The 17,041-nt window shown below is 66.1% G+C and carries 15 protein-coding genes, 1 pseudogene and 1 riboswitch; of the genes and pseudogenes, 6 read left to right on the top strand and 10 right to left on the bottom strand.

All coding sequences use genetic code 11. The annotated features are described in order from the left end of the window. A partial coding sequence (locus NA4_RS11510; RefSeq protein WP_245671280.1) for a DUF5663 domain-containing protein occupies window positions 1-1,848 on the bottom strand: 1,848 nt, incomplete at its 3' end. A 450-nt stretch (window positions 1,849-2,298) separates the two neighbouring features. Between NA4_RS11510 and NA4_RS11505 the strand changes: the two genes are divergently transcribed. Further along, a complete protein-coding gene (locus tag NA4_RS11505; RefSeq protein WP_084496990.1) occupies window positions 2,299-2,535 on the top strand; it encodes a DUF3017 domain-containing protein in 237 nt (78 codons plus the stop codon). A gap of 93 nt (window positions 2,536-2,628) precedes the next feature. Here NA4_RS11505 and metX read toward each other — a convergent pair whose 3' ends face one another. The 3 genes from metX to NA4_RS11490 form a co-directional block, all read right to left on the bottom strand. Next, window positions 2,629-3,786, bottom strand: a complete 1,158-nt coding sequence (gene metX, locus NA4_RS11500; RefSeq protein WP_067468406.1) for a homoserine O-acetyltransferase MetX — start codon at window positions 3,784-3,786, stop codon at window positions 2,629-2,631. Then, window positions 3,783-4,154 (bottom strand): hypothetical protein, encoded by a 372-nt coding sequence (locus tag NA4_RS11495; protein WP_157128949.1) that lies wholly within the window; start codon window positions 4,152-4,154, stop codon window positions 3,783-3,785. Before NA4_RS11495 ends, metX begins: the two co-directional genes overlap by 4 nt. A 77-nt stretch (window positions 4,155-4,231) precedes the next feature. Next, window positions 4,232-4,342, bottom strand: a riboswitch (SAM riboswitch). 52 nt (window positions 4,343-4,394) lie between these two features. Next, entirely contained in the window at window positions 4,395-5,099 is a 705-nt protein-coding gene (locus NA4_RS11490; protein ID WP_067468386.1) for a TetR family transcriptional regulator, read from the bottom strand. 127 nt (window positions 5,100-5,226) lie between these two features. Between NA4_RS11490 and NA4_RS11485 the strand changes: the two genes are divergently transcribed. Both NA4_RS11485 and NA4_RS11480 read left to right on the top strand, forming a co-directional pair. Further along, a complete protein-coding gene (locus NA4_RS11485; RefSeq protein ID WP_084496989.1) occupies window positions 5,227-6,726 on the top strand; it encodes an MFS transporter in 1,500 nt (499 codons plus the stop codon). A 360-nt stretch (window positions 6,727-7,086) separates the two neighbouring features. Continuing rightward, the gene (locus NA4_RS11480; protein WP_067468382.1) at window positions 7,087-8,304 is read left to right on the top strand and encodes an NADP-dependent isocitrate dehydrogenase; all 1,218 of its coding nucleotides are present in this window, start codon (window positions 7,087-7,089) and stop codon (window positions 8,302-8,304) included. A 204-nt stretch (window positions 8,305-8,508) separates the two neighbouring features. Here the strand turns inward: NA4_RS11480 and NA4_RS11475 are convergent, their stop codons facing one another. Next, window positions 8,509-9,402, bottom strand: a complete 894-nt coding sequence (locus NA4_RS11475; protein WP_067468379.1) for an NAD(P)-dependent oxidoreductase — start codon at window positions 9,400-9,402, stop codon at window positions 8,509-8,511. Window positions 9,403-9,524: 122 nt separating this feature from the next. Between NA4_RS11475 and NA4_RS11470 the strand changes: the two genes are divergently transcribed. Further along, complete coding sequence (locus tag NA4_RS11470; protein WP_245671277.1) at window positions 9,525-10,517, top strand: GlxA family transcriptional regulator; 993 nt, start codon at window positions 9,525-9,527, stop codon at window positions 10,515-10,517. Between the two features lie 111 nt (window positions 10,518-10,628). Here the strand turns inward: NA4_RS11470 and NA4_RS41360 are convergent, their stop codons facing one another. Then, window positions 10,629-10,835 carry a hypothetical protein gene (locus tag NA4_RS41360; RefSeq protein ID WP_067468376.1) on the bottom strand — a complete coding sequence of 69 codons (207 nt, stop codon included), beginning with the start codon at window positions 10,833-10,835 and terminating at the stop codon, window positions 10,629-10,631. 340 nt (window positions 10,836-11,175) lie between these two features. Between NA4_RS41360 and NA4_RS43220 the strand changes: the two genes are divergently transcribed. After that, the gene (locus NA4_RS43220) at window positions 11,176-11,301 is read left to right on the top strand and encodes a hypothetical protein (protein WP_281180000.1); all 126 of its coding nucleotides are present in this window, start codon (window positions 11,176-11,178) and stop codon (window positions 11,299-11,301) included. Window positions 11,302-11,576: 275 nt separating this feature from the next. Here the strand turns inward: NA4_RS43220 and NA4_RS11460 are convergent, their stop codons facing one another. From NA4_RS11460 to NA4_RS11450, 3 genes are read right to left on the bottom strand one after another with little or no spacing between them, the layout of a single operon-like run. Then, window positions 11,577-12,110: a hypothetical protein gene (locus tag NA4_RS11460; protein ID WP_067468373.1), complete on the bottom strand. Its 534-nt coding sequence runs from the start codon at window positions 12,108-12,110 to the stop codon at window positions 11,577-11,579. A gap of 15 nt (window positions 12,111-12,125) precedes the next feature. Next, window positions 12,126-12,545, bottom strand: coding sequence for a hypothetical protein (locus tag NA4_RS11455; RefSeq protein ID WP_157128946.1), 420 nt, complete (start codon window positions 12,543-12,545; stop codon window positions 12,126-12,128). Next, window positions 12,491-13,984: a hypothetical protein gene (locus tag NA4_RS11450; protein WP_067468368.1), complete on the bottom strand. Its 1,494-nt coding sequence runs from the start codon at window positions 13,982-13,984 to the stop codon at window positions 12,491-12,493. Before NA4_RS11450 ends, NA4_RS11455 begins: the two co-directional genes overlap by 55 nt. 913 nt (window positions 13,985-14,897) lie before the next feature. Between NA4_RS11450 and NA4_RS11445 the strand changes: the two are divergent. After that, window positions 14,898-16,035 (top strand): annotated as a pseudogene (locus NA4_RS11445) (MFS transporter). A gap of 35 nt (window positions 16,036-16,070) precedes the next feature. On the opposite strand, the gene NA4_RS11440 reads toward NA4_RS11445, so the two are convergent. Then, window positions 16,071-17,033: a serine/threonine-protein kinase gene (locus NA4_RS11440; protein ID WP_169811016.1), complete on the bottom strand. Its 963-nt coding sequence runs from the start codon at window positions 17,031-17,033 to the stop codon at window positions 16,071-16,073. Window positions 17,034-17,041 lie beyond the last annotated feature (8 nt).

The raw sequence follows: 17,041 nt of genomic DNA, 5'->3' as shown, positions 1-17,041 counted from the left end.
GCTCTCGTCCTCGGCCGGTGTGGCGTCGACCGTGCGTTGCGCGGCGGCGACCGCCTCGGCCAGATCCAGCAGCGCGCCGGGGCCACCGCGTTTCGCGCGACTCCGCAGCGACCGCGCGAGACTGGCATGGAACTCACCATGACGCTCCGAAGGCGTCCAGCCCTCCAGTACTTTCAACGCCAATGCTCGTGTTTCCCGAACGGCGACGTCTCGATAATTCGGAATGTTGGTGATCATCCACCGTGAAATACGTTCGTCGTCTCCGTCGTCGAGGAGCCGCTCGAATTCGTCGAGCTGAGATTCTTTCAGCGGAGTGGCCAGTGCTTCACCGACTGTCGAAGTGAGATCCCCTTGCAGCTTCTTTGCCAGTCCGCCGATCCGGGTCTCGGTTCCGGGAATCGTCAAGTCGGTCGCGCAAAGTTCCTCGACCGAAATCAGGTGCTGAATCCACGGGAAACGCCCGTCCCGCATCAGTCGTTCACGATCCGCCAAGAGCTCCAGGCAACGCCGGGCTCGATCTCCGAAGCCGATACCCCCGGCGCAGTACTCCGCGGCGGCGATCGCATGCGGCAGCGCATTGTTCGGTACATAGGGCCCGTTGTAGAGCCAGCTCTTGCCGCCGAGCCTGGCGAGCACTTCCGCCAGCTTTTCGTGCGCGTCTTCGATGCGCACCGCATCGATTCCGCCTCGAATAACCCAGTTGGCGAAATCGCCATGATAGAACTGCAATTCGGCGCCATCGCTCGTCATGACCGCGCTCAAGTGGTTCACGAGGGTCGAAAGCTCGCCGGCGGGAATCCCCATGACTTCACTCGCGACGCCGAGCGGAAGGCGCGCCTGGATGTCATGGGCCGCCGCCGCCAATCCGAGCAGAGCGTACACGTCCGCGCGCGTCGCCACCGGCAAGCGATGCTCGAGCCGGGACATCGCGTCGCGATAGACGTTCGGTAATCCAGGAGCGGTCGAGATGTTCGCCGGAACAGGGCGACCTTCAGCGACGTCCTTGACGATCAGCCGCGAAACGTAGTAAGCCCAGACCCAGACGCCTTCCGCCTTGTGGGCTATCTCGCGAGCCAACGCTTCGATGTTCGCGGTGCCCTTGGTGACGGGCGAGAGCAAGTGCCCAACATAGTTCTGGAGCTCGACCTCATCGGCTTCCGGCGGATTCGACAGCCCGATCGTCTCCGGACGCAAGTCCCGCAGCCTCGCGGGCAATTCGGGCTGTCCGGCGAGTAGTAAGCGCAGCCGACCCAGTCCGGAATTCTCATTCGGCGCATTGTGCACCGACTGCGCGAGTGCGGTGATGGCGTCGGCGAAATCCTGCGCGTCGGCGCGGCTGATTTCATCCAGGCCGTCGATGATGACGACGATAGAATTTCCCGCCGGCAGATTTCTCAACCTGGGAACCAGGTCTTCGCGGACTTCTTGCGCGGGCGTTCGCATCGCGATGTCGGCGATGGCTTGCCCGATGACCTGTCCGCCGTGGATCGCTCCGACATCCATTTGCACATGCACGGGAGGTAAGTCGCGGCGGTTACCGGAGGAGTGCGGAGTCGTGGAGTCGGAGGCCAGGCTGGACACTTTCGCCAAGCCGTTTCGCACGGTGTGGAACGCGAAGTCGTCCATTCTCCGGTTATTGGGGTTGGGATCCCTGATGATCGCGACGGCCAGGAAAATGTCGTCGCGATCGTCGTTCTCCAGCCGGTCCGCCCATCCGTGCAGCACGCTGCTTTTCCCGGTGCCGGGAGGTCCGGTGACGACGAGGACCCGATTCTTTGCGTCCCGCTCGATCCATTTGGAGAATTTTTCCTCCAGCCAGCTGCGCGGAAAGAATAATGGCTGGTCCATCTCCACGTGTATCCCCCGGGTCCGGCGACTGTCCTGCGTCTGAAGCCCGAGTCGTCGGGCGGCGCGTGTAGTCCGGCAACGATAGCGCATTCGAGATCATTCTGTCGTGCTCGGCGGAAAAGATCTTGAATTGGTTCCGTAAGAATAATTACCAGTCGGTTATTATTCGGCGTGCGTTTGAAGGAACAATGATCTCCCGGTTCTCGATACGTTTCGGGTGGCCGCTCGACCGACCGCACTGGCCCATTCCTGCCGCACCGCCACCACCTCGGGACACGAGAACAGGGTGATGACGCGAGTTCGGCACCGACCGTCGGCGCCGGCGGCCTATCACGTGACGCTCAGGGCGTCTGCAAGAATCGGGGCGTGACCGATGCCGACACGCCTTCCGCGGAGCTGCGCGCCGGACGCCGCAGCTTGGGTGCGGAGTTCTTGCGCTGCCATCTGCCGATGGTGGTCGTTACGCTGGTGATCGCGGTGGCGGTGGTGTTCGTCGCGTCCGATCGGTGGCGGCGCGGGGCCTTCATCTTCGGTGGGGCGACCTTGCTGGCCGCGGCCTTCCGGCTGTGCCTGCCGACCGCGCGGGTCGGTCTGCTCGCGGTGCGCGGCAAGCCTTTCGACGTGGGCGCGCTGACACTGCTCGGTTCGAGCATCCTGTTCCTCGCCGCCACCATCAACCTCGGCTAGCAGGAGCGACTCCGGCAGGCCAGGAGGCCGTTTCCGCCGCGGCTTGACGCCGACCACCCGCGCCGGGCGAAATGCCGTGGAACAGAGGTATTTTCAGCGTTCGGGTCGCACACCCGCCCGAGCGAGCCGCATGGTCTCGGTCAGCAGCTTCGACACCGCTGCGGCCTCGGTGAGGAACCCGTCGTGCCCGTCGCGGGAATTCACCACCTCCAGCCCGTCGCAGCCGGGCAGCAGATCGGCAAGCTCCTGTTGGGTCCGCAGCGGGTACAGGCGGTCGGAGTCGACGCCGCCGACCACGCACGGCACCGGCGTCGCCGCGAGCGCCGCCTCGACGCCGCCGCGGCCGCGGCCGACGTCGTGGCGGTTCATCGCCTCGGTCAGTAGCACGTAGGTGGCCGGATCGAAGCGTGTGCACAGCTTGTCGGCCTGGTGGTCGAGGTAGCTCTGCACCGCGTAGCGGCCGCCGTTCCACGGGTCCTCGTCGCCCTGCGGTTTGTTCTCGAACCGGTGGTCGAGCTCGAACTCGGTGCGGTAGGTCAGGTGCGCGATGCGCCGGGCGATGGCCATGCCCGTCATCGGGGCGCGGCCGGTGTCGTGGTAGTCGCCGCCCTGCCAGTCTGGGTCGGCCTTGATCGCCGCGATCTGCGTGGTCTGGGTGCCGATCTGGTCGGCGGTGGCGCGCGCACCGACCGCGAGCACCAGTGCGGCGGCGACCCGCTCCGGCGCACCCACCATCCACTCCAGCACGCGCATGCCGCCCATCGACCCGCCGACGACGGCGGCGAGCCGGTCGATGCGGAGCAGGTCGAGCAGAGCGGCTTCCGCGGTCACTTGATCGCGGATCGAGATCTCCGGAAACCGTGCGCCCCAAGGTTTTCCGTCCGGCGCCGGGCTGGACGGCCCGGTGCTGCCCTTGCAGCCGCCGAGCACGTTCGTCGCGATCACGCACCATTCGTCGGTGTCCAGCGGCGCTCCCGGCCCGACCATGCCGTCCCACCAGCCGGGCAGCGTATGGATGGCGTCCGGCTTGCCGACGACATGCGAATCGCCGGTAAGTGCATGTTCGACCAACACGACATTGTCCAGGTCCGGGGAGAGTTCCCCCCAGCGCTGCACCGCCAGGCGCACGTCCGGAACGACCGCGCCACTCTCCAGCCGGACGTCCCCGATGGGGATGATGCCGATCTCCCCATCCGGAGGCGGCAGGGTGACAGTGGAGGGGCGGGCGCTCGATTCGGTATCCACGGTCACGTCGCAGCCGCCGCGAAACCGGCGCACAGATCGGCGCGAATGTCCTCGGGCTCCGCCGCGAGGCGGGTCGGTTGCGAAGTGATTTCGTAGGCCGGCTGCACCGGCATGAGCTCAGGATGCGCCATCGACGCGGGATGAATCACGGGAGAAGGCACATCGCCGATGGTAGCCACGCGGGCGTACCGGGCCGATCCGGCTGCGAACGTCGTGCTCACCGGCTTCGCCGCGCCCATGGGCCAGGGTACGGAGGACAGGCCCGCGATCATCGATGCGCCGGTGCCGCCCTGGAAGCCCCCGTGGACCTGCGCGGTCGCGAAGGACCACTGCGCCGGTGCGTTCTCGGCCACGCACGCGGTCGATTCACTCATGGTTTGCTCCAAACGAGGTGTTCGCCGGTACAGCAGGGGTTAACGGTGTGACCAACGACACATACCGGCGACCTCCTGATGCGCGCTTGCTCCCGGCTCTCGGGAGCCAGGTCATCACCCGGAGCACCCCACCGCTGCTGGAGGGTTGCCGACCAGCGAGCCGGGGCTTGGCGCTGGTGCTCATGACCTGCCGGGCATCATAACCGGCGCGCGGTCAGCGGTCGAAATCCCTCGTCGAATTCACTGGTCGGCGTCGTTCGGGGGCACACAGCAGGTGCGCACGAACTCGTCGAAGGTCTCGGTGAACGCTTCGCGTCCGGCCCGGGACGCAGTCGCGATGTCCTCATCGTCGAACAGTTCGCCGGTGCACTCCATGCCGACGGTGCCGATCAGTTGCCAGGTTCCGAGGATGAGTCGCACGGCGCGCGCGTCCGGCGCGGTGCCGAGGCGCTCGGCGAGCACCGCCGCGATGGCGGTGTTCTTCTCGTCGGCGTGCTCGAGGCTGCGTGCGCTGACCGAAGGGCTGCTGCGCAGGATCCGCCGCATCTGCTGGTATCGCCGGAACGAGATCGGGCTGGTGTTGCCCACTTCGGCGGCTTGGTCGACCACATGCAGGAAGGCTTCGCGCAACGCTGCCAGTTCGTTGCCGGTGCGGGGGAGATTACGCAGCGTCTCGGCGACCGCGATCCCGAAGTCCTGCACGGGGCCAAGGATGATGGCCTCTTTGCTGTCGAAATAGCGATTGATGGTGCGCGGCGAGACTTCCGCGACGTTGGCGATCTGCTCGATCGTGGTCGCGTCGAAGCCCTGCGCGTCGCACAGCTCGAGCGCGACCTCGATAATGCGCAACCTGGTCTGCTGCTTCTTGCGTTCGCGCAGACCTGCGGTTGCTGGGGGGCTGTCCGCCGCTGCGCTCGCGCCCATCGGCGCCGATGACTCGAGCATTTCCTCATGCTAACGCAGCTCGCCGCCTTCTTGTCCGGAACGGTCAAATGTCGTAGCGCGACATTTTTCTCTTGACGACAAATGTCGTCCGATGACACTATGGTCCGGCACATCGACGACCGAGGAGATGACAGTGACGGAAACTGCGACTGCGGTGGACGCGTCAGCGAGAAAGGCCAGTTCAGCGCGCTGGCTCGCGCTGGCGGTGATCGCGGCGGCCCAGCTCATGGTGGTGCTGGACGCCACCATCGTGACCATTTCGCTGCCGTTCGCGCAGCGCGATCTCGACATCAGCGACGGCAACCGGCAATGGATGCTCACGGCCTACACGCTGATCTTCGGTGGCCTCCTGCTGCTGGGCGGCCGGCTGGCCGACTACCTGGGGCGGCGCCGGATCTTCCTCATCGGCCTGATCGGCTTCGCCGGAGCTTCGGCCCTGGCCGGTCTCGCCCAGAACGGCGCGGAACTGTTCGCCGGGCGCGCGTTGCAGGGCGCGTTCGCCGCGCTGCTCGCGCCCGCCGCGCTCTCCCTGGTGTCGGTGACGTTCACCGAGCCGGGCGAGCGGGCCACCGCCTTCAGCGTGTTCGCGGGCGTTTCCGCGGGCGGCGCTGCACTGGGCCTGATCGCGGGCGGCGCGCTCACCGAGTACGCGTCGTGGCGCTGGTGCCTTCTGGTCAACACACCCATCGCGCTGCTCGCGCTGGTCGGCGCACTGGCCTGGGTGGTGAAGGACGTGCCCGCCCCGCGCACCGGAGGTTATGACATCCCCGGTGCCGTCACCGTGACGCTCGGCTTGATCGCCATCGTGTACGGATTCAGCCGTGCCGCAGACGACGGCTGGCTGGCCGCCAGCACCGTGGCGCTGCTGATCGCGGGCCTGGTCCTGCTCGTCGCCTTCGTAGCGATCGAACGGCGTTCGTCGAACCCGCTGCTGCCGCTGCACATCCCCGGGGAGATCAACCGCGGTGGCGCATTCCTGGCCGCGCTGCTCATCCCGATCGCCATGTTCGCGATGTTCCTGTTCCTGAGCTACTACTTCCAGATCACGCTGGGCTACTCCGCCCTGAAGGCGGGCTTCGCGTTCCTGCCCTTCCCGGCGGGTATCGCGATCTCCGCGGGCGTCACCAGCGCTCTGCTGCCGAAGGTCGGCCCGCGTCCGCTGATGGTGGCCGGTGCGGTGCTCGGCGTCATCGGCCTGCTGCTGCTGGCCCAGCTGGGTTTGGGCGACAGCTTCGCCGCCGGCGTGCTGCCCGGCGAGGTGCTCATCGCGCTCGGCATGGGCCCGCTGTTCGTCGGCATGCAGACCGTCGCGCTGCACCAAGTCGAGGAAGAGGACTCCGGCGTGGCCTCCGCGCTGCTGAACGCGGCGCAGCAGGTCGGCGGCGCGGTTGGCACGGCGCTGCTGACCACCATCTCGGTGCAGGTCGCCAAGACCTTCGCGCAGGACAACCCGACCATCGACAACTTGGCCGCCCGCGCCGCGATCCACAGCTACGACGTGGCCTTCTATGTCGGCGCCGGGTTCTTCCTCGCGGCCGTTCCGATCATTGCGCTGATGATCCGGGACCGGCCGGAAAATCTGATCGAAGGCTCCGAGGACGGCGCCCGGCTCCCGGTCGCGGTCTGATCCTGGCAAGAGGGGTCCGTGCACGGCTTCGGCTGTGCGCGGACCTCGTCGTTTCCAGGCGGGCCGGTTGCCGCGCCGGAACCGAAGGCGGATCATGGGGCACGGCGGTTCCATGGGCGCTCGCCGCTCAGCGGAGCCGCCGCCGGTCTACCGATCGGTACCTGACGTGGCGCGCCTCACTCCGGGGGCTGCCCGTGCGGTGAGGACTTCGGCAGCAGTACGCTTGTCTTGTTTGCACCACAAGTCTCGCGGACAACGCGGGACCGTATACGTTGTCTGTTGGAACAGCTGGGGTCCGCTCACAAGCGTGTTCGCCTGGCCGTGCAATGAGGGCACCATCCTAGGAGGACACGAAGATCCATGTCCAAGATCAAGGTTGAAGGCACCGTCGTAGAACTCGACGGCGACGAGATGACCCGGATCATCTGGCAGTTCATCAAGGACAAGCTGATCCACCCCTATCTCGATGTGAACCTGGAGTACTACGACCTCGGCATCGAGTACCGGGACAAGACAGACGACCAGGTCACCATCGACGCCGCGAACGCCATCAAGCAGCACGGCGTGGGCGTGAAGTGCGCCACCATCACGCCGGACGAGGCGCGGGTCAAGGAATTCGGCCTGAAGAAGATGTGGCGCTCGCCCAACGGCACCATCCGTAACATCCTGGGCGGCACCATCTTCCGTGCGCCGATCATCATCTCGAACGTCCCGCGCCTGGTGCCCGGCTGGACCAAGCCGATCATCATCGGCCGCCACGCCTTCGGCGACCAGTACCGCGCCACCGACTTCAAGGTGTTCCAGGGCGGCACCGTCACCCTCACCTTCACCCCGGACGACGGCAGCGAGCCGATCGTGCACGAGGTCGTGCAGATGCCCGAGGACGGCGGCGTGGTCATGGGCATGTACAACTTCCGCAAGTCCATCGAGGATTTCGCGCGGGCGTCGTTCAACTACGGCCTGCAGCAGAACTACCCGGTGTACATGTCGACGAAGAACACCATCCTGAAGGCCTACGACGGCATGTTCAAGGACACCTTCCAGGACATCTTCGACGCCGAGTTCAAGAGCCAGTTCGACGCCGCGGGCCTGACCTACGAGCACCGCCTCATCGACGACATGGTCGCCTCCTCCATGAAGTGGGAGGGCGGCTACGTCTGGGCCTGCAAGAACTACGACGGCGACGTGCAGTCCGACACCGTTGCCCAGGGCTTCGGTTCGCTCGGCCTGATGACCTCGGTGCTGCTCACCCCGGACGGCAAGACCTGTGAGGCGGAGGCCGCGCACGGCACGGTCACCCGGCACTACCGCCAGCATCAGCAGGGCAAGCCGACCTCGACCAACCCGATCGCGTCGATCTTTGCCTGGACCCGTGGCCTCGAGCACCGCGGCAAGCTGGACAACACCCCGGAGGTCATCGGCTTCGCGCAGACCCTGGAGGACGTCGTCATCAAGACCGTCGAAGGCGGCCAGATGACCAAGGACCTCGCGCTGCTCGTCGGCGGGGACCAGGGCTACCTGAGCACCGAGGAGTTCCTCGGCGCGCTGGACGCCAACCTGGCTCGCGCGTTGCGCTGAGCCGACCCGGCGCCGATCCGTCTCGGCGCCGATTCGCCGGGCCGAGCACGTGTCGCCCGGCCGACTCCGGCGCTGGGGATGTTCCCAGCGCCGGGCTGACATAATCGGGCACCCGCCCCACCTTCTGGTGGAACGGGTGCCCGGATTTTTTGCGGCATAGCCCCATGACGCCACCGGGTGAAGGTGGCTCACTGCTTTCGCCGATCAGCTCACGGGAACTACCGACTGGTCGAGCAGGCCTGCGATGGCACGAGTGAAGCTGGCCGTTCCGTTGCCGCGTTCGGCCTCCGCCTCGAACAGCCGCAGCAGGGGATCGAGCAGATCGGTCGCGACGCCCTGCTTGCGACTTGCGGTCAGGATGTTGGCCAGACCCGCCCGGTTCACCGCCAGGTCGGAGAAGTTGACCGGGAATTCCCGCGAGTCGATCTCCGCGGCGAGCACCGGAAGCATGTCCAGCAGCGAGCGCAACCATGGCACCAGGAAGCCGTCGGTGAACTCGCCCGCGGTGAAACTCTCGCTGCCCACCATCGCGACGGCCTGGAAGAACCCGGCGAACATGCCGTACATGCCCGCGAGCACCGCCATGTCGTGCAATCCCGCCAGGCCCGCGTCCACGCCGAGGTACTTCGCGTTCCCGAGCTCGGCGATGGTGGCGGCGTGCTCGGCCTGCGCGGTGCGGGAGCCGCTGTACATCAGCAGGGTGTCGGGTGTGCCGAGGGTCTGCGGGACGCCCAGGATCGCGCCGTCCAGAAAATGGCCGTCCCGTGCCTCGATCGCGGCGACCAGCTCGCGCGCCTCGTCTGGGCGGCCGGTCGCGACATTCAAGACAGTGCGCCCGTCCAGTCCACCGGGCACCGGCTCGAGCAGAGTGGCCGCCGCTTCGGTGTCGGCCAACGCCACCACGACGAGCCTGCCCGCCGCGATCGCCTCGGCGAGCGACGCCGCTCGCGTCGCGCCGAGCTCTTCGAGCCCGATTCCCTTGTCCGCGGACCGGTTCCACACGGTGGTCGGGTGGCCGTTGCGCAGGAAGATCTCGGCGATCGCCGCGCCGATGCGCCCCAGGCCGAGCACGGTCACCGGGGTCCGGTTGTCGTTCATGAATTCCTCCGTCGATACGTGAACTTCGGGTGTGGGGCGCCCGCAGATCAGTTTCGGTGCCGAAACCCAGGAACGGTGAGTGGCAGGACTGCCCATAATCGAACGTTTCCTGCCATACTCGGATGATGACCGGTCGAACTGTCGCGATGGCGATTGCTCCAGGCGCCCTGCATCCGTGGGATCTCTACGAGCTGGGAGTGGTGGTTTCGATCTTCGGCACGCCGCAGCCCGATCTGGCCGACCCCTGGTACGACCTGCGGGTGTGCTCGGTGACCCCCGAACCGGAGACGCAACCGATGGGCTTCGGAGCGTCCCTCCGCCCGCAATACGGGTTGGCCGAACTGCTGGAGGCCGACACGGTGATCGTCCCGTCCGTCGCACAGGACTGCGTCACCGCCGAGCGCGAACTGCCCGGAGAACTCTTGGACGCCTTGGTCGAAGCCCATCGTCGTGGAGCCCGCATGGTCGCCCTGTGCGACGGAACCTTCGCCCTTGCCGCAGCCGGAATACTGAACGGCCGCCGGGTCACTGCGCATTGGGAGCATGCGCCGCTGCTGGCCGAGCGGTATCCGGAGATCGACGTGGACGACTCGGTGCTGTACGTCGACGACGAGGACATCCTCACCAGCGCGGGTATGACCGCCGCCCTCGACCTCTGCCTGCACCTGGTCCGCCGCGATCTCGGCGCCGCCGTCGCCAACCGGTTGGCCCGCCGCATGGTGATCCCGCCGCACCGTTCCGGCGGGCAAGCGCAATTCGTCGACCTGACCGTGCCCGCCCGCGCCGAAGACGACCTCGGCCCCGTACTGCAATGGGCCATCGCCCACCTCGACGAACCGCTCACCGTCGACACCCTCGCCACGAAGGCGAACATGAGCCAGCGCACCTTCCACCGCCGCCTGCAACGCTCCACCGGAGCGACCCCGATGCAGTGGCTCCTCGGCCAACGCCTGGCCCACGCCCAATCCCTTTTGGAATCCACCGATTACGGCATCGAGCGGATCAGCCGAATGTCCGGCCTCGGCACCGCTACCAACCTCCGCCGCCACTTCGCCGACGTAATCGGTGTTACGCCAGCGGAATACCGCCGCACTTTCCAACAGCGCGTCGTATGACGGGAGACACACCTTCTGGTGGAAAGGACTTTGGTCGCTGTTGTCCGGGAATAGGTCATCTTTTCGGTCTCGGGAGTAGTGAAACCCGCTGGCAGCTGGATGGTTTCGTGTTCACCCTCGCCCTCTCTCGCGATGGGTCGGGACCGGCTGCCGTATCCATTGAGCTACCGGCCGGAGTTCACCGAGCACCGCGACGACTACCAGCGGCTGCGCGCCCGCACGGCACAGCGGTTGCAGCAGGTCTTCGACGACCGGCTGCACCGCGCGCTGACCAGACTGCTGGAACCACGCGTGCAGATCGAGATCCACGGTTTCCACGGCCCAAAGGGAATCCGTTCCTGTCGACCAGCAACCCCACCACGATCTGCGGATCGACGCGGCGTTCCTTGGAGTAGCCGACCTTGCGCAGCCCGTCTTCTTTCTCCGCCTCAAAATACAAGGTCGCTCTCATCGCCATAGCTTTTTCCGTCGACCCGGCGCTTGTCGCCGCCCTTCGCGCCTGAGACGCGCGGGCACACATTGCCGGTCTCACCTCGCGGTCTGGATGGCTGCATTGTCTGGCATAGCTCGGGGTTGCCGCCCGTCAGTCTGCAGTCGTACCTGCGGATCGCAAGAGTTCCTGTGCAGCTGAAAGTGCCTCTTCCAGTGATGGAAAGACGTGGTCGGGACCGCGGAAACCCTCATCGTCGGGTACATCCACGGAGACACCCCATTCATCACGGACACCTTGGATCACGGCATGGTGGCCTTCCCACCGCAAGTCGACGTCGACCGCGCCGGATGAAAAATATCTGGTGTCGATCGATATCGCGCCATCTACCGCAGATCGGATCAGAGAGTCCAAGTCCTGCTCACTCTTGTTCAACGTTCACGTCCTTTTCGGCTGTACACCACGTCGCCGGTCTTTCGCTTCAGGATCCGCATCGATCCATCCGGGTCGATTTCGATTCGCGGCCCGCCAGCACTCCAGCCCCTGATCCGACGCGCCACTGCTCGCAACCGAACCCACTGCACCGTCCTGCCCGCAACGGCGCAGATCCAAGGCCAGCGGCCGTCTTGTCACGGCAAGTGCTGCCACAGTGAAAACCACCGAGATGCCTCATCGGATGAAGCAGCCGCGCAATGATCGAGCCTGCGAAGCACATTCAGCTCCCCCTTGATCTGACGCAGCTCACGGATGCGGTCGATCGGAAGGTCGCGCCAGTGCGAGGTGTCTGCCGCCGCTTCTTCGAACTGGTTCGCGTGGCGGGAAAAGAACCATCGGAAAATCTCTTCGCAGTCGAGCAGCGGATCGCCTGCGACATGGCCGAGTCTGTTGATCAGCTCGGCGCGCAAGCGCATTGCGTCGGTAATCTGACGCTGTCTTTCGAAGCGGCCGACGGCGGTTCTGGCGAGCTGATTTCGGACAAACAGCACTACTTGAGCCCATTCGAGAGCGGTTGTGGGGTCGCCGTGGAATGTCTCGAATTCGGCTACTTCGGCCAACCCGCGCCAGTTGAAACCGGCTGGCCATTCGCCCTTCTGCAGCCACTGCTCGATATCAGCTGGTGGCAGAGTGCGCAGATGCCTGAAGAGTTCGTCCGGATGCTTCATGGGGTCCTCCAATCTTTAGTAGAAAATGATGCCGTACCGCTCGAAGGCATCACGGCCCACTTGCAAGCTTTCCAGGCTGGGCCGAAAGTGGCCCGAGTGAGGGGTGATTTCGGTCCCGAAGTAGCCACTTGCCCGATTACCTGCGACATTGGCCTCTCCTGCTGCGAGGACATCGTCACCCCGGGTGAGGATCGAGTGGGGGATCTCGCCCCCATATCCGGGAAGGCTGTGTGGAATGATTCGCAGTTCGCCGTCGGTCGTCACTGCCCACTTGATCCTTTCGCCATTGTTGATGACTTCATCGAACGTACTGTCTAGAGGTCCGATGGGTCGAATGCCGGCTGCATCCGCCTTGGCCAGTTCTGCTGGCAGGTCGGCACTCATCTGGTTCGGGAAGGGGCCACGGCCGAATTGCGCGACGTAGTCTTCACCCACGCCAGCGATCCGTGGGGTGGAGAATTCGTCGGGCGGGTTAGCTGTGGCTTGTGGGCGGTCCGGCGGGTTGCTGGTGGCGCCCGATGTGGATTGCTGGATGTCGTTGGGGTTCGTGTGGGGGTTCGGGTTTGTTGGTGTCCTACCGTGGGGGGATCTGGCTTGTCGGCGGGAGTTTCTTTGGTCGGTGCCTTGTTCGGCGACGATTCGGGGAGGTCGTTGAAGTCGATGCCGAATTCGTTGCGGGCGCCTTTGCCTGCTTTTTCGCCTGCTCGTCGGCCGAGCTTGTCGACGCCGGAGCCGCCGAGACCGAGGGTGAGGGCGTTGGTGCCGGACTTGCCCAGTGCGTAGGCCCAATCGCCGCTTGCCCAGTCGTCCCAGGCGAGGAATTCTTTGCCGAGATTCTTCCAGGAGTCGGCGACGCCGGGGCCGTCGTCGGGGCCGATGCCGAACAGGGAGCCGACGCCGGACCATGCTTGGTCGAATTCGTCGCTGCCTATGTTGACCATCGCTGCGGCGCCGTCGACGGCGTCGATGATGCTGCGGCCTACCCCTGCACCGAAGGAAGCGGTGTTCTCCAGTGGGTCCTTCTCCAGGAAGGCTTGACCGGCGTAGGACTGATCGGGGAGGGGGTTGCCGTTGGCGTCGGCGAGGTAGAGCAGTTCGCCTGCGGAGTTCAGCACCGCGTACGCGGTGGTGCCGTTGCCGAGGTCGACTCGTGTCTTGGATGCGGGATAGGGGCTGCTGGCCTGGCTGAGGTTGTCCGGTTGAGCAGGGATCGTGATCTGCTCGTGGGTGTCTTCGGAGGGGTTGTAGCCGGTCAGTGTTCGTCCCGGCGCGCCGGAGGTGACGATGCCGGGGGTGTTGGGGTTGTACGGTGTGAGCGAGGTGGCAGGGGGTGCTGGTTCGGGTTTGTTCTCCTCGATGATGGACAGCAGGTGCGGCAGTGATCCTTCCGCGGCCGGTTTCTGCTCGGCAGGTTCGGTGAGTCCGAGTAGTTGCCGGGTCAGGGGGTCGGTGGTGTCCAGGCTGGTAGTTGCGGGGGGTTTCGATTCTTGTGGCGGGCTTGATGGTTGCGGCTGGGATGGTTGGTTGTTCGTCGGTCCCGGTGCGGTCAGTCCCGTGTCGTAGCGGACGGGCTTGACCACGGGCGGGACAACCGGTGCGGCCGGCGCCGCAGGGGGTTCAGCCACGGGCTCGGGAATCGTCTGGGCCACAGCGGAGTTCGTTGCTCTGGCTGCCTGAAATTCGTCGGTCATGGCGCGGCTGGCTTCGATGCGCTCGATCATCCGAGCGGCGGACGCCGGGGTCATTCCATGGAAGTTATGCACCCGCCCACCACCGTCGCCCTGCCCGGCGTCAGCGTCGGATTCGCCGACGGATGCGGGAACCAGTGATTCCAGCCATGCGCGGTGGGAACCGATCCACGACAAATCGCTCATCGTCACGCCACCTGCCGGGCAGTCGAGTCACACTGCCGTAGCGGGCTACCCGCGCCTGGTATCGAGCGTGAAGCGACCAATTGCGTGCGTAGCCGGATGCTGGACCATGCCTGCCGAGCTGGGGCCGTGCCGGGTATGTTCATTTCGAGATACCTCACAAACCGAGTGCGGTTGAAACCTGTCGGCTAGCGCGGTACCGATCCGACCGCAGCCCTAGGCGCAGCGCGTACGCAGTGTCCGGATCGGTGGTGACCCACCGTCGTTCGCGCTGGCGCGAGGAGTTTTCGTGCGGGGATCGCGGTAACAAGTAGTCCGGAACGCGAAAGCCCCGAACCGGCAGGTTCGGGGCTTCGATCGGAGCTGGCCGAAGGTCTTGGCGGAGAAGAAATTCCCGGGATGTCGGGAAGAAGGCGCGGCTATGGCGCTGCAAAAATCGTCACCTAAGCGAACCTCGGTTGTCAACCTCTTGGCGCGGACCGGCAGGAAAGCCAAGGCTGGGGACTATTGGAACGAACCCGACAGTCCAAGCCCGCATCGACACCCTCAACCGCGCCCGCACCGGGGCGTGGTAGCACTCCCTCCCGCCCGCCACGATCTCTGACGAGTGGCACATGAGCGAGGGGCTTCTCGCGTTTTGCCGCAGCCATGTGCCACGTACGCGCCCCGACGCTCGTCGCCGGGGATCAGCGGGGCTCCCATCGAAGCGCCGGAGTGGGTGCACTCCGGAAGAGTGGTTCGTCTCTGAGACGCGGATTGGGTTGCTGAACCTCTGCTTTCGCGCGGATACGGTGGGCGAACTCACGTTGGCTCGGGAAGTGAACGTGGCTGCCGGACGGTTACATGAACACGTGACCACTCCTGTCGCCACCCGCATCAGCGCGCGTCCGAGCGCACCGATTGGCACATCCTCGCCATGCTGGCGCTGGCGCTCGGTGGATTCGGGATCGGGACGACCGAGTTCGTCACTATGGGTTTGCTGCCGGATATCGCAACCGCTGTGCGCGTTTCCGAGCCGACCGCGGGGTATGCGGTATCGGCGTACGCGCTGGGTGTGGTGATCGGCGCACAGTTGATCGCGGCGCTGGGCGCGGGTCGCGCGTAAGCGGCTGCTCGTCGCGCTCATGGTGGCGTTCACGCTGGGTAGTGTGGAGACCGTGCTGGCGCCGTCGTTCGAGACGCTGGTGCTGGCCCGGTTCGTCTCGGGGTTGCCGCATGGTGCCTACTTCGGCATCGCCTCGCTGGCCGCCGCGACGCTCGCCCCGGTGGGGCGGCGAGCGAAGGCGGTTGCTGGGGTTATGCTGGATTTGAGCGCCGCCAACGTTGTCGGCGTTCCCGCAGCTACCTGGCTCGGCCAGCATCTCGGCTGGCGCGATGCGTTCGTCGTGGTCGCGGTGATCGGCGCGGCCACCGCCCCGGCCCAGCTGCGCTTCGTTCCCTCGCTCACCGGCATCGCCTTGACCAACCCGATGACCGAACTCGGCGCCCTGCGGCGCTCGCAGGTGCTGTTGACGCTGCTGGTCGGGGCCGTCGGCTTCGGCGGGATGTTCGCCGTCTACACCTACATCGCCACCACGCTCACCGATGTCGCGGGTCTGCGGGCGGGACTGGTGCCGCTGGTACTGATGTTGTTCGGCATCGGCATGGTGGTCGGCAATATCGTCGGCGGCGTGCTCGCCGACCGCGGCGTGGACCGCGCGATCTTCGCGGCGACGATCGCCACGACCGCCATCCTTGGCGGTTTCATCGCCGCCGCCCACAACCCCTACACCGCGGCCCTCGGCGCAGTCCTGGTCGGCGCCTCCGGAGCCACGCTGGCCCCCGCCCTGCAAACCCGCCTGATGGACGTCGCCGCCGACGCCCAAACCCTCGCCGCCGCCCGCAACTGCGCAGCCCTGAACATCGTCAACGCCGCAGGCGCCTGGCTCGGCGGCCTGGTGATCGCAGCGGGCTTCGGCTACACAGCCCCTGCCCTGGTCGGCGCCGCCCTGGCCGCGACGGGCGTGCTGCTGTTCACCGCGACGGTCTGGGCCGCGCGCCAACGCGGCGCATAGCCTGAGGTCGCCGAGGTAGTGGTGTCGAGTTCGTCCTATTGGGTGCCGGAACCGGTCTGTGCCTGGCTCGCCTCGTCTACTTTCCGCCGGAAGGTGGCGTTCAACCGATGCGATGCCACTTTCAGGCGGTGCAGTAAGGGGGCGAGGGGGCGGGGGTCTATGTCGCGGAGTGCCTCGGTGAGCAGGCGAATGGGTTCGGTGCACGAGTTGTATCGGGCGCCGGGGTCTTTTGCGAGCGACCGGTGCAGGATTGCGTCGACCTCGGGCGGGATCCAGCGTCGGCGGTCGGAGATTGCAGGGGGTGGCTCGTGCAGGTGGGCCTCTGCGGTGGCCATGAGGTTCGCGCGGGGGAACGGTGGGCGGCCGGTGAGCAGCTCGACGGCCGAGCAGGCCAGCGCGTACTGGTCTGTCGCCGGGGACACCGCGTGCGCCTGCAGCAGTTCCGGTGCGGCATAAGGGACCGATACGACGACGAAACCATTGGTGGCCAAGGGTGGTTCGGGCCGATGCAGCCACCGGCCCTGATCGAAGTCGGAGATCTTCACCGTCGCAGGGTCGTCCGTGCCGACCAACACGTTCGCCGGTTTGACGTCGAGATGGACCACGTCGTTGGCGTGGGCGAAGTCCAGTCCCGCCGCGATCCGGGTCAGCACGTGCAGCACCTGCCGCAGGTCCGGAGGTTGGTGCGGCATCCGCACCAACCTCGAAACCGTCGCGCCTGGCACATACTCGCGCGCCGACCACAGCCTGCCGCCGGTTTCACCGTGTGCGTACATCCGCACGATATTCGGGTGTCGCAGCGCGGACAGGATGTCGAACTCGTGCAGAAATCGCGCACGTGCCTCCGGTGCCGCGCTGTCCTCCGGTCCCAGAATCTTCAGTGAGACAGGCCGCGACCGCACCGGATCCTCGGCCAGATACACCTCGCTGCTGCCGCCATGGCCGAGCCGGGCCTGCACAACGAATCCCGCAAACCGATCACCTGGCTCGAGTGCCACCGCCTCAC

The sequence above is a fragment of the Nocardia amamiensis NBRC 102102 genome, from assembly GCF_001612745.1.
Lineage (GTDB): Bacteria > Actinomycetota > Actinomycetes > Mycobacteriales > Mycobacteriaceae > Nocardia > Nocardia amamiensis.
This window is presented reverse-complemented; position numbering and strand designations above follow the sequence as displayed.

Coding starts and splice junctions, on each gene's coding strand:
- NA4_RS11490 (WP_067468386.1), bottom strand. CDS start 5,099: ATGCTCGAGTCATCGGCGCCGATGGGCGCGAGCGCAGCGGCGGACAGC.
- NA4_RS11480 (WP_067468382.1), top strand. CDS start 7,087: ATGTCCAAGATCAAGGTTGAAGGCACCGTCGTAGAACTCGACGGCGAC.
- NA4_RS11450 (WP_067468368.1), bottom strand. CDS start 13,984: ATGAGCGATTTGTCGTGGATCGGTTCCCACCGCGCATGGCTGGAATCA.
- NA4_RS11460 (WP_067468373.1), bottom strand. CDS start 12,110: ATGAAGCATCCGGACGAACTCTTCAGGCATCTGCGCACTCTGCCACCA.
- NA4_RS11495 (WP_157128949.1), bottom strand. CDS start 4,154: ATGAGTGAATCGACCGCGTGCGTGGCCGAGAACGCACCGGCGCAGTGG.
- NA4_RS11475 (WP_067468379.1), bottom strand. CDS start 9,402: ATGAACGACAACCGGACCCCGGTGACCGTGCTCGGCCTGGGGCGCATC.
- NA4_RS11505 (WP_084496990.1), top strand. CDS start 2,299: ATGGTGGTCGTTACGCTGGTGATCGCGGTGGCGGTGGTGTTCGTCGCG.
- NA4_RS11485 (WP_084496989.1), top strand. CDS start 5,227: ATGACAGTGACGGAAACTGCGACTGCGGTGGACGCGTCAGCGAGAAAG.
- NA4_RS11470 (WP_245671277.1), top strand. CDS start 9,525: ATGATGACCGGTCGAACTGTCGCGATGGCGATTGCTCCAGGCGCCCTG.